This window comes from Microbacterium sp. I2 (assembly GCF_051364985.1).
In the GTDB taxonomy this organism is placed as follows: domain Bacteria; phylum Actinomycetota; class Actinomycetes; order Actinomycetales; family Microbacteriaceae; genus Microbacterium.
In genome coordinates, this window is sequence record NZ_JBLWIH010000001.1 from 521,456 (window position 1) to 533,521 (window position 12,066).

The 12,066-nt window shown below is 67.9% G+C and carries 11 protein-coding genes; 4 read left to right on the plus strand and 7 right to left on the minus strand.

The window, feature by feature from the left end; genetic code table 11:
• Positions 1–105: 105 nt before the first annotated feature.
• From ACLKM7_RS02425 to ACLKM7_RS02435, 3 genes are all read right to left on the minus strand, one after another.
• Positions 106–432, minus strand: a complete 327-nt coding sequence (locus ACLKM7_RS02425) for an Ig-like domain-containing protein (protein WP_436445766.1) — start codon at positions 430–432, stop codon at positions 106–108.
• A 102-nt stretch (positions 433–534) separates the two neighbouring features.
• Positions 535–1,095: a DUF1269 domain-containing protein gene (locus tag ACLKM7_RS02430; protein WP_436445422.1), complete on the minus strand. Its 561-nt coding sequence runs from the start codon at positions 1,093–1,095 to the stop codon at positions 535–537.
• Positions 1,096–1,324: 229 nt separating this feature from the next.
• Positions 1,325–2,902 (minus strand): MFS transporter, encoded by a 1,578-nt coding sequence (locus tag ACLKM7_RS02435; RefSeq protein ID WP_436445423.1) that lies wholly within the window; start codon positions 2,900–2,902, stop codon positions 1,325–1,327.
• A gap of 92 nt (positions 2,903–2,994) precedes the next feature.
• Here ACLKM7_RS02435 and ACLKM7_RS02440 point away from each other — a divergent pair, with 92 nt between their 5' ends.
• Positions 2,995–4,095: a DUF998 domain-containing protein gene (locus tag ACLKM7_RS02440; RefSeq protein WP_436445424.1), complete on the plus strand. Its 1,101-nt coding sequence runs from the start codon at positions 2,995–2,997 to the stop codon at positions 4,093–4,095.
• Positions 4,096–4,232: 137 nt separating this feature from the next.
• On the plus strand, positions 4,233–6,824 hold the full coding sequence (locus tag ACLKM7_RS02445) for a LuxR C-terminal-related transcriptional regulator (RefSeq protein ID WP_436445425.1): 2,592 nt from the start codon (positions 4,233–4,235) through the stop codon (positions 6,822–6,824).
• 3 nt (positions 6,825–6,827) lie between these two features.
• Here the strand turns inward: ACLKM7_RS02445 and ACLKM7_RS02450 are convergent, their stop codons facing one another.
• Positions 6,828–7,217, minus strand: coding sequence for an SHOCT domain-containing protein (locus ACLKM7_RS02450; RefSeq protein WP_436445426.1), 390 nt, complete (start codon positions 7,215–7,217; stop codon positions 6,828–6,830).
• Between the two features lie 235 nt (positions 7,218–7,452).
• Between ACLKM7_RS02450 and ACLKM7_RS02455 the strand changes: the two genes are divergently transcribed.
• Both ACLKM7_RS02455 and ACLKM7_RS02460 read left to right on the plus strand, forming a co-directional pair.
• Positions 7,453–7,665 carry a hypothetical protein gene (locus tag ACLKM7_RS02455; protein ID WP_436445427.1) on the plus strand — a complete coding sequence of 71 codons (213 nt, stop codon included), beginning with the start codon at positions 7,453–7,455 and terminating at the stop codon, positions 7,663–7,665.
• 57 nt (positions 7,666–7,722) lie between these two features.
• On the plus strand, positions 7,723–9,129 hold the full coding sequence (locus ACLKM7_RS02460) for a DUF2252 domain-containing protein (protein WP_436445428.1): 1,407 nt from the start codon (positions 7,723–7,725) through the stop codon (positions 9,127–9,129).
• A 10-nt stretch (positions 9,130–9,139) separates the two neighbouring features.
• Here the strand turns inward: ACLKM7_RS02460 and ACLKM7_RS02465 are convergent, their stop codons facing one another.
• The 3 genes from ACLKM7_RS02465 to ACLKM7_RS02475 are packed head-to-tail and all read right to left on the minus strand — an operon-like array spanning position 9,140 to position 12,016.
• Positions 9,140–10,048, minus strand: coding sequence for a metalloregulator ArsR/SmtB family transcription factor (locus ACLKM7_RS02465; RefSeq protein WP_436445429.1), 909 nt, complete (start codon positions 10,046–10,048; stop codon positions 9,140–9,142).
• Positions 10,049–10,070: 22 nt separating this feature from the next.
• Positions 10,071–10,550, minus strand: coding sequence for an N-acetyltransferase family protein (locus ACLKM7_RS02470; RefSeq protein ID WP_436445430.1), 480 nt, complete (start codon positions 10,548–10,550; stop codon positions 10,071–10,073).
• A gap of 14 nt (positions 10,551–10,564) precedes the next feature.
• Positions 10,565–12,016 carry an FAD-dependent oxidoreductase gene (locus ACLKM7_RS02475; RefSeq protein WP_436445431.1) on the minus strand — a complete coding sequence of 484 codons (1,452 nt, stop codon included), beginning with the start codon at positions 12,014–12,016 and terminating at the stop codon, positions 10,565–10,567.
• Between the last annotated feature and the right edge of the window lie 50 nt (positions 12,017–12,066).

The window sequence follows — 12,066 nt, forward strand, 5'->3', positions numbered from 1 at the left end:
CTATGCATTGGCAAACAACACGAAGTGAACACCCGGTGTCATCCTTTCGCCGAGTTCTCCTGCTGCCCCGATACCGCTGTTCTCTCGTCTCGGACCGCGCGCTGTTCAGACCACGTCGACGAAGATCACCTCGACGGCGTTGTTGCCGTAGCCGAGGCGGTTCCACGGTGGGACCTCGGGCTGGATGTTTCCGTTGGCGTCGGTGGCTCTGGCGCGGAGAGTGTGTCGTCCGACGGAGCTCGCGTCCCAGCCGAACGACCACTCCTGCCAGTGGTACGACCCGGTCGGCGGCTCCAGGCGGACCTCGTGCCACTCGCCCTGGCCGGTGAGGCTCACCTCGACGCGCGTCACGGGGCCGGTTCCAGACCAGGCCTTGCCGCGCACGGTGGCCATGCCGGCCGGGATGCTCGAGCCGGCGGCGGGTGCCGTGATGCGCGCCGAGGAGGTGAGTAAGTGCGGGGGCCACCGCGATGCGCGCGTCCGGAGCGAGGCGGCGCGAGGCGGCGCGGCGCGCGCCGCCCCATGTGAGCATGGCTAGGAGTTGATCTGCTCCACCACGTCGTCGGCAGATTCCTGAATTGCCTTCCGCAGCTTGTCGTAGTCGTCCGAGTCGATCGCCTTGCTGATGCGCTTGTCCGCTCGCAGAAGCGCCTTCTCGACCTTGTCTGCCGACTTGTCGTCGACGACCGCGACGACCGCCGACGTCCCGGGCGCGAGGTATTCGTCGACATCCACACCGAGCTTCTTCTCCTCGCGACCTTTCTTGATCGCCCCGAGGACCGCGCCGATGCCGGCGCCGACCGCTGTTGCCGCCAGCAAAGGCGGCGCGAACAGCCCGACCACCACACCCGCACCGGCACCCCAAGCCGCACCGTGACCGACCGACTTGTCGCCGTGCTCCTTGACTCGGACCTTGCCGTTCTCGTCACGGACCAGCACGACGGCACCGATGACTTCATAGCCGCCGGCATCCTGACCGCTCCGCAGCGCCTGGTAATCGTGAGTAGCTGCCACCGCATCGTCATACGAACCGACCACCAGCGCGAGGTTATGCGTGCCCATCGATCTCTCCTTCGATTCATCCGAAGCGATCACCGACCGCTTCGGAGTGCTGCTCCATGACCCATGGATGTGTGCCTCCACCGGGGATGCACCTGCTGGCCCATGGATGGTGCGATTGTCCCAACATTCGCGGGTGCAGCCCTCACCCGCGCTGGGTGAATCGGACCGCGTGAGAACCACGTGTCCTCGCGGACCGCTCGTACGGTTTCACGGCCCGCGGCGGCGCACGCAGATCCGCGCACAGTCACGATTCGCATCACCCTCAGACGATCGACGCGTCCCGGTTCGTCGCGGAATCGGGGTCGGGGAGGCGCCGCATCCGCACAGCGTTTGCAATGCCGCCCAGCGCGGCGACGATGGGCACTGCCAGTGCGACCTGCAAGGCGAACGGCGCAGCCTCGGTGTTGATGCGGACGACCTCGGCCGCGGCAGCTTCCGGTTCGTCGGCGAGGAGTTCCTCCAGTCCGCTGTTCGACATCAGCTGCGCGTCCTCTTCCAGAACGGTCGACACCTCCGTCTTCTGCTCCGCGGACAGCACCGGGCTCGCATCGGAGAGCGCGGTGAACGCGGAAGCGAGGGCGGCGAGCATGATCGCGCCACCGAACGCGAGACCGAATGAGAGGCCGAACGAACCCGCTGCGGAGTTCACGCCGGCGGCTTCACTGACTCGCTCCTCGGAGATGGGAGAAAGCGTGTAGTTGTTCAGCTGCGACACGAGCAGGCCGAGCCCTGATCCGCTGATGATCAGCGGCACAGTCAGGTACCAGCCGCTGTCGGCCACGGGCACCAGCGGAACGAGCACGATCAATCCGACTGTGGCCAGGACGAAGCCGAGCAGGATGAGTGTGGCGGGTCGCCCCTTTGCCCGGCGGCCGGCGAGGAGCGCGATGACGAACATGCTGAGTGAGAGCGGCGCAATCGACAGCCCTGCTTCGAATGCGTCGTATTCGAGCACCATCTGCAGGTAGAGGGGAAGCACGATCATCGTGCCGCCGAGAGTGATCTGCTGCAGCAGCTGACCGGTCGCTCCGGTTCGGAACGGCTTCGACCTCAGGAGATCGGGGTCCAGGAGAGTGGCCCTGCCGCGCCGTTTTCGCGCCACGAGCCAGAAAGCGAGGCCGAGCAGGCAGAGCACACCGATCGCGATGGTCATGCCGACATAGGCCTCGCCTTCCTGCCACAGCAGGATCCCGAGCACGACCCCGCCCATCCCGACGACCGAAAACGCGGCCCCGACGAGATCGACCGAGCGGTCGCCGGTGAAAGGGACGTCCTTGACCAGCGGGGCACCGATGAGCACGACCGCGATGATGAGCGCTTCGAGCAGGAAGCCGACTCGCCACGAGAGGAAGGTGGTGATCGCGCCCCCCAGCAGCGGTCCGACCGCAGCGGCGATGGCGGCCGATGCGCCCACCAGCGCGTAGACGCGCTTCTGATGTGCGCCGGCGAAGTTGCCATGGATGAGCGATTGCATCGCGGGAAGCAGGAGAGACGCCCCCAGTCCCCCGATCACGGCCCAGAAGATGATGACCGCGGTGATGCTCTGCGCGAGAGTCATCGCGACCGCACCGATGGCGTAGCCGACCAGCCCCAAGATGTAGGCGAGCTTGCGGCCGATCAGGTCTCCGGTCTTTCCACCGATGAGGATGAACGCGGCCGAGACCAGCGCCTCGAGGGCGATCGCACTCTGCACATCGCTTGCTGTCGCACCCAGCTCCTGCACCACTGCCGAGATGGAGACGTTCATCAGTGACGTGTCGACCACGAGTACGAACATCGCCATGGCCAACAGGATGGCCAGGCGACCATTGAAGCGCTGGGCCGCATCCCCGCCGGTCATAGCGGAAGCAAAGCACAGAGCGTTCCGGCCCGTCACCGAGCCACCGGCATATCACCTCCGGAGGATGAGGGCGGCGGCCGTACACTGCCGCCATGGACATGCCAGCAGTCACCTTCGGGCAGGCCATCGATACCCACTCGCCTCGCGGAACGGAGTCCGAAGCGGTCTATTGGGCGATGGCGGCCGGTCTCGTTGGCGCGGGCTACGGGTGGGTGGTGTCATTCCTCGCATCCTCGCTCGCGCTCGCGGGCGAGGATCCCTTCGCGGTGTGGGCGGCAGTCGGTGCGGCGGTCGTCGCCGCAATCTCCTCGACCGCGGCCTACTGGCGGGCGCGTGGCAGCGCTGGGCAGGAGTGGCGCCGCCGCCTCCCGGCGTGGGCGTTCACGGTCAACACGATCTCGGTGGTCATCGCCCATACCGTGCTCGCGTTCCTGGCGACCTATGCGCTGTACCGCGTGCTCGCGATGGGGTTCGTGGGGCTGCCGGTCATCGCGTTCTGGTCGGTCGTGCTGATGGCAGTGACTCTCGGACTATCCACCTACCTCACCTTCCTTTCGTCCTCGACGGTGACGACGCAGCGAATGTCGTCGCTGCTCATGGCGTTCATCGTCATCGGCACGCTGACCGCGATGGTCACCACGCCCGATCCCGAGTGGTGGATGGTGCACTTCAGCCAGCTGGGGACGTTCGACGATCTGTCGAGCTGGGTCTTCAACGGCACGCTGATCGCGGGCGGACTGCTCGTCACGACTTTCGCTGTGTACATCGCTAATGACATGACGGCTCTCACCGCATCTGGCGTGCTGGAGGGTCACACAGGGCCACGCGTCGTCCCTGCGTTGTTCGTGGTGATGGGCGTCATGCTCGCGTGCGTCGGCGTCTTCCCTGTGGACGTGAACCTCTTGCTTCACAACGTCTCGGCCTCGGGGATGGCAGCCGTGTTCCTGGTGCTCCTGATCAGCGGGCCGCGCCTTCTGCGGGGGATGCCGAGGAGCTATTTCGTCGCCTCCTGGGTGTTTCTTGCGGCGACGGTGGCCTCCGTCGTCCTCTTCATCGTGAGGTACTTCTCCCTGACAGCGTTCGAGATCCTCGTCTTCGCCCTGATCTTCGGATGGATCGCGGTATTCATCCGGTTCCTTGGTGCGGCCGGCCGACCCACCCGCGCCCGCGGCGCACACGTTCGATCGGCGTGAATCGCCGGGCCGGCCATGCGGCTGGGGGCGGGTCTCCACTTCCCGCGGACGCGTGAAGCGCCCCCTCTCGACGCGTCCTCGTCCAAGTGCGATGATCGGGTCATTCGGGCCCTCGATCACCCGGGGAGGCGGTAGACGTGAAGGAGCCGCGCCGCATTCCCGCCCACGCAATCGATCGGCCGGCCCTTCGTGCGCGGCTCGACGCCGGGCTCGACTCCCCACTGTCCGTGGTCGTCGCCCCGGCAGGGGCGGGAAAGACCGTGTTGCTGGCTCAATGGGCGTTGTCACGTGCGGGCCAGTCAACGGCATGGGTCGACGTGGGCGCCGGCGATGCGGGCGCCGCCGCGCTCGCTGAACGAATCGCCCGTGCGGTCGCGGACGTCGACCCGTCCTTTCGCGCGCCGACGGCGCTGGTCAGCGGAACGAGGGACGCGTGGGGTGAGCCGTACCTCGAAGACCTCACCGCCGCACTTGCCGATGTCAGTCCGATCGTGGTCGTGTTCGATGACCTCGATCGCCTGACGGGATCACCCCTGCTCACCGATCTGTGGCGGATGGTCGACCTGTTGCCGTCGACGGTGCACTTCGTCTTCGCCTCTCGTGTCGATCTGCAGCTGGGGTGGAGCCGGCAGCGCGTGCAGCACGGACTCGTCGAGCTGCGGCAGGAACAGCTCGCGTTCGACGAGCGGACGACCTCGCTCGTCATTCAGGCGATCACCGGCCGACCCGTGTCCGTCGAGACCGCTCAGACGGTCGCGTCCCGCACCGAGGGATGGGCAGCCGGTGTCCAGCTGACCGCGCTGAGCCTGCGCTTCGCAGCGGATCCGTCGCGAGTGGTGGGCGCCCTCAAGGACACGGACCGGCTGGTGGTGGATTACCTCAGCGAAGAGGTGCTCGATGCCCTCGATGAACCCCGCCGCATGGCGCTCAAGCAGCTTGCTGTGCTCGACCAGTTCAGCGCGCCACTCGTCGAGGCGGTTCTTGATGTTCCCGGCATGTCGTTCATCGACGAGCTCGAGCGCGACTCCCTGTTCGTGGTGCCGGTGCCCGGGGAGCCGGGGTGGTATCGATATCATCGATTGTTCCGTGACCTCCTTCTCCTTCGGCTCCGCGCCCACGCGCCCGACGTGGAGGCCACGGTGCTGCGCAGGGCGGCGGTGTGGTGCGCCGCCGCGGACCGCGAGGACGAGGCGATCGAATATCTGCTTCGTGCGCAAGACTTCGAGCAAGCCCTTGATCGGCTGATCTCCCTCGGGCGGGAGGTCTACGAGCAGCGGCGCACGCTCGCCGTCGCCCATTGGCTTGCTGAGATTCCCGAGCACCTGCGACTGCGGCGTCCTGAAGCGGAGATCCTGCTGGCGATGACGAACGGCATGAGCGGTCGCGGGACCGACGCCGTCGACGCGTTACGTGCGCTCATCGCTGAGGGAGAGCTCAGCGTCGGGCAGCGCCAGGTTGCGCTGACCTACCTGGCCGCTTGCGTGCAGCTCCATCCGCACGCCGAGATCTTCCTCGACGTCGGGCGACGCGCGGTCGCCGCATTGAACGACGCGCCCGAAGCCGATCGCCCTTCGCTACTCGGGCTGACGTCCGGGTCGATGCTCCGCGTCGTCGCCCAGGTCTCTCTCGGCAGGGCACATCTCTTCCGCGGTGAGCTCGCTGCGGCCCGCGCGGCGATCACGACCGCACTCCAGCTCGACGGCATCGCCTATCGCCTCTATCGCGTGCACGCGCTCGGCTCGCTGGCGCTCGTAGAAGCGCTTGCCGGGCGCTTGACGGAATCGGCTGCCCTGAGCAATGAGGCCCTCGCGATCGCCCACGAGTTCGGCCTGCTCGATCATCCGGGGCCCGCCGATGCCTTCCTGGCGCGCGCCTTCGTGGCGATACAGCGCGGCGAGCCGGAGATCGGCGCTCTCGCCCTCGCCGAGGGAACGGTGCGCGCATCGTCCAATCAACGAACCCAGCTGATGTGGCTCGCACGACTGGCATCCATGATCATCGATCGCGAGGAAGCTGAGCTGCTTGCCGAGCCGGACGGTCCGCCACCGGAGATCGTGCGCGTCACCGCCACGGCGCTGGCCGTCCGCCGCGCGCGTCTGCTCGGTTCGTCTTCGCCGCCGCCGACGCCGCCGCCGGGCGGAACGTGGTCCGCCCTTGCGTTCGAAGACGTCGCCACCCAGCTGACGCTCGGGCGCCCGGAGGCAGCACGAGCGTGCCTTGCGCGCATCCGCTTCGATCTCGATCCGCTGGCAACGACGACGCTCGTGGAGCGCGACCTGCTGCTGGGCTGGCTCCACGCGCTCGAAGGCCGGCGCGTGCTGTCACGCGAGCACCTGTCGGAAGCCCTGGGCAGGGCGGAGCTGGAGTGGCTTGTGCACCCGTTCGTGCGCGCTGGGCCTCTTGTGGCCGACCTCGTCGACGAGATCCCCGGCCAGGGCGACACCTTCCGACGCGTCGTGGTGAGCAAGGCGAGGGCCGAGGCAGCCCCCGGTCGACACGCCGTCGCCGATGATCTGACGCCACGCGAGCGCGAACTGCTCGCGTACCTGCCGAGCCGCCTCACGATCGCGGAGATCGCGGGAAGGTGCTTCGTGTCCACGAACACCGTCAAGACACATCTGGGGCACATCTACCGGAAGCTCGGTGTGGCGGGCAGGGATGCCGCGATCAGCAGTGCGATCGAGCGGGGGATGCTCGCTGAGCTCGAGGTTGCCCATCCCGTGGGCTGAAGCTCAGGCGCCGAAATACTGATTCCCGAGCGCTTTGCTTTTGAGGGCGTCGAACTCCCCCTGCGTGATGATCCCCGCTTCGAGGAGTTCCTGCGCCTTGGAGATGTCCTCTGCCGGACTCGAAGACGCGGCCGGGCGGTAGTCGTCGCGTTCGGGGACGACGCTTCCCCGCGCCGCCTGCGCGCGCTGAGCCATCCCTCGGCCGCGGGCGATCACGTAGATGAGCGCCGTGAGAAACGGCACGAAGACGAGAGCGATGATCCACAGCGCCTTCAGCCAGCCGTTGAGGTGCTCGTCCCGGAAGAGGTCGGCGATGATGACGATCACCACATACAGGTATGCGACGAAGTAGAAACTCCATAGCAAGAACCAGATGAAGTCGTTGAACAGCATGGTTCACCCCTTCGGTGATGGTTCGCTCAATGTAGCCAGGTGGTGCGTGGCCTCTCCATCACCCCTGCGGGGTGATCTCACGCTCACACCCGGGTGCAGCCGCCCGCCGGCCTGAACATGGCGGCCCAGCGCGGTCGAATCATCCGGGAGGGGTGACGCGGTCGCGAAGGCTAGGCAACAGGCTGACCGCAGTCGACCCGCGCACTGCCGCTCGCCGGCCGTGGAAGGACAGCGGATGGACTCCCAGATCACCGAGATCGTCGTCCAGGGCACGCTCGGGCCCGAGTTCATGGCCGCTCTCCCCGACTACGCGTTCTCGACCGGACGAGGCGGCCGCACCCGCATCGTCGGACCCGTCGCCGATCAGGCGAAGCTCTTCGGCATCCTCGACATGCTCGAGCAATTCCACATCGAGGTGATCTCCGTGAACCCCGTCGACTCCGGATGACCAGCCTCATCCTGATCGGGTGACGACCCACGACTCGAGCGGTGGCACACTCGGCCAATGTCGACGACCTCAGATCGCCCGACGACAGTGGAGGCGTGGACGGCTCCACCGTCGCTGGCCGAGCATCTCGCGCTGGGCCGAGCGGAACGTACCCGCGTGCCGCGGGAGTCGCTCGCCGAGGTAGATCCCGCGGGTCGCGACCCCCTGGCGATCCTCGACGCGCAGGACTCGACGCGAGTGCCGGAACTCGTTCCGCTGCGTGCTGAGCGAATGGCCGCGAGTCCGTTCGCGTTCTATCGAGGCACGGCGGCGCTCATGGCCGCCGATCTCTCCCGCTCACCCGCGACCGGACTGCACGTCGGGTCGTGCGGAGACGCACATGTCTCGAACTTCGGCCTCTATGCCTCGCCGCAGCGCACCCTCGTGTTCGATCTCAATGACTTCGACGAGGCCGCGTGGGCGCCTTGGGAGTGGGATCTCAAACGGCTCGCGACCAGCGTCGTGATCGCCGGGCAATCGACCTCCCGCGACGAGACGGTGGTGAGGGATGCCGCGCTCGGCGCCGTCCGGACGTACGTGCGTGCAATGGGCAGCCGTGCCCGCCGCGACCCGCTCGAGCGGTACTTCGAGCATTTCGACGCCAATGCCACTTCGAAGGCGGAGGACCGGGAGTCGCGCGAGGCGCTGCGCAAGGCGATCAAGGACGCCGAGAAGCGCACCGCGGTCAGGGCAGCGCGCCGACTCACGACGCGGGATGCTCGCGGCCGCGTCAGATTCCTCGATCAGCCGCCGACGATGACTCACGTCGATCCCACGATCGAGGGCCGGATCGCCGAAGTGCTCGAGGGGTACACCCGGTCGGCGAACGTCGACATCCGGGTGCTGCTTCAGAACTACGTCGTGTCGGATGTCGCCCAGCGCGTCGTCGGGGTCGGGAGTGTCGGCACCCGCTGCTACCTGATCGCGATGATGGACGGCGACGGCAACGTGCTCCTTCTCCAGGTCAAGGAGGCCAACGCGAGCGTCCTGATCGAGCACGGCGGCGTGACGCAGCCGGCGAGCGTCTCGCGCTACATCAACGATCACGGCGACGGCGGCCGCGTCGTCGCGATGCAGCGGATCCTCCAGGGCGTCTCGGACCCCTTCCTCGGCCATCTTCGCGGGACGGCCGCCGGCGGCGGAGCCTCCCGAGCGTTCTACCTCCGGCAGTTCCATGACAAGAAGGGCGGGTTCGACACGGACACGCTCGAGGACGCGGCGTTCCGCTGGTATGCCGAGGCCTGCGGGGCGACGCTCGCTCGCGCCCATGGGCAATCCCCCGGAGCGTCCTCCGTCGTGGGATACGTCGGAGGCGGACGCGTCGTCGGCGAGGCGATCCTTGAGTGGGCATACAGCTATGCGGACCTGTCGCGCGGCGACTGGCGGAGCTTCCGCCGGCACCGCGGTATTGATCGCGCCGGCTGACCCGGATCCATCAATCAGGGGAAGTGTGAGCTGAACCCTCGGCCGCCAGTTCACGCAACAGCCCGCGGACCCGCGCTTCGATGTCGTCGCGAATGGCACGCACCTGCTCGATCGGCTTGCCGACCGGATCTTCGAGGTCCCAGTCGAGATACCGGCGCCCCGGATAGATCGGGCACGCATCGCCGCAGCCCATCGTGACGACGACATCCGCGGCCCGGACAGCCTCATCCGTGAGGGGCTTGGGAAACTCTCCGCCCAGCGGCACGCCGATCTCGTCGAGCGCTGAGGTGACCGTCTGACGCACGTCACCCGCCGGTTGCGAGCCGGCGGTCAGCACGCGGACTCGCTCGCCGCCGAGCTGGCGGAGAATCCCCGCGGCCAGCTGTGATCGCCCGGCGTTCTGCACGCAGACGAACAGCACGGTCGGGATGCCGTCGGGCAGGGCCGCGGCCCGGCTCATGGCATCGAGCCGCGTTGCCGCGAACGCCGCAGTCCGGCTCGCGAGCATGGGCGACGCGGACCCCTGCGCGAGGAGTTCGTAACTCTCGACCACCTTCGCACGTATCGACTCAGGGCTGAACGTCCCTCGAAAGCGGACGGCGAGATCGCTCGTGATGCGATCCAGGTCGGGCTCCGCGCCCGAGGCAGGCAGCCCTCCCAAGAGGGCATCGATCCGTTCGAGGTGATCCGGAGCTATCGAGTACCAGACCCGCCGGCCATCGGGCTCACGCACCACGATGCCCTCGTCGTGCAGCGCCTTCATGTGGTGACTGACCGTGGGCTGCCGCAGCTCGAGGGTCTCGGCAAGTCGGCCGACAAGCATCCGCCCATCATCGGACTCGCGGATCAGGCGCAGGATGCGGGCGCGCGTCGGGTCGGCGAGGGTCGTGAGATCCCGCGCAGGAGCCGTCCGATCCATAGACGAAAGCCTATGCCTCGCGTCACGGGGTGCGGCGCTCGATCAGAATCGTGTCTCGCCACTGGCCCGAGTGGGGACCGATCTGGGCCTGCGCGATGCGCTCGCGTCGACCGACGACGCGGAAGCCGACCGCTTCGTGGAGTCTCAGACTGGCGGTGTTCTCGGGGAAGATGCTGGACTGGACGGTCCAGATCTCCGCCGCGTCCGCCGCGGCGATGAACGCGTCCAGGAGGAGCCGGCCGAGGCCCCGGCCGCGCGCTTCTCTGTCGACGTACACCGAATGCTCGACCACGCCCCGGTACGCGGGCCGAGACGACACCGGCGACGCCGCGACCCAGCCGCGCACAGCATCCGATTCATCCACGGCGACGATTCTTCCCACGGGCAGCTTGCCCGCGTCGAAGACCTCCCGCGACGGCGTGGCGATCTCGAACGTCGCCTCGCCGTCCTGGATGCCCTGCGCATAGATCCTCTCGACCGACGGCCAGTCCTCCGGGGTCATCGCACGACGGTGGATCACGAGCAGCAGCCGCCGCCCTGGCCGAGGTTCGTCGAGCACACTCCCGTCGCCGGAAGGACCAGTTCGACGTTCGAGGCCGACGCGGCGTCGCCCGCGAGCCATGCGGTCACCGACCGAACCTGCTCGTAGCCGGTCGCGAGCAAGAATGTCGGCGCCCGTCCGTACGACTTCATGCCGACGATGAAGAACCCCTGCTCAGGATGCTGCAGCTCACGGAACCCGTGAGGCTCGACGGTGCCGCACGAGTGCACGTTCGGATCGATGAGCGGGGCCAGCCGCTTGGGTGCTTCGACGATCTCGTCCAGTTCGAGGCGGATCTCTCGCAGCATGTCGAGGTCAGGGCGGAAGCCGGTCGCATTGACGACGACGTCGGTGCGGTGGGCGACGACGTCACCGCCGCGGTGACCGACCAGTTCGACGCCATCGACGGCGCGGCGGCCGCGAATGATCTCGAATCCGTCGAGTACCGTGATCCGGCCGTCGGCGACGGCGCGGTCCACACGGCTGCCCAAGCGGGCGCGATCGGCCAGCTCGTCATCGGCGGCGGACGAGACGCGCACCGCCTGGGCGTTGCGGATCAGCCACGTCACGGTGGTGCCCTGCTCCTCGCGAGCCAGCTCGACGAGCCCCAGCAGCGTGTTCGCCGCCGAGTGACCGGCGCCGACGACCGTCGTGTGGCGCCCGGCGAATCGTGCGCGGTCGCGGCCCAGCACATCCGGGAGGGCCGGCGCGACGGCATCCGCGATCTCGCTCATCCCCAACAGCTCCAATCCGCTCGAGGAGAGCGAATTCGGGGAGCGAAAGGTCCCCGAGGCATCGATCACGGCGCGCGCGGCGATCTCTTCGATCTCGCCGCCGGAGGTGCGGATCCGCACGGCGAACGGCGTGGTGGCGTGCGCCCGGGTGCGCGTGCGATCCATCCCCTCTCGGGTCACTCCCCCGACTTCGACGCCGAGCCGGAACCGCGCGGCGATCTCTTCGATCTCGCCGCCGGAGGTGCGGATCCGCACGGCGAACGGCGTGGTGGCGCGCGCCCGGGTGCGCGTGCGATCCATCCCCTCTCGGGTCACTCCCACGACTTCGACGCCGAGCCGGACCCGCGCGGCGATCTCTTCCACCTCCGCGAGAGGCGCGACGTAGCGCTCGACGAGCTCGGCGCCCGTCGGTGCGCGCTCGGGTTCAGGCTGGGCCCAGCCGCCCGCTTCGAGAAGCCGACGGGATGCCGGGTCGACGAGGTGCTTCCACGGCGAGAACAGCGTCGTGTGACCCCACGCGCGGACACTGGCCGCTACCTCGTCGCCCGCTTCGAAGACGACGAAGTCGATGCCCCGCTCGACCAGATTCGCGGCCGCGGCGAGCCCGATCGGACCAGCGCCGATGATCGCGACGGGAAGGGTCGACAGACGGTCGGTGGTCACGACACGGGGCGTCAGATCGAGCAAGGTCACAGCATCCTCCGAGCGATATCGATGATCTTCGATGCCTGATTCTGCAACGG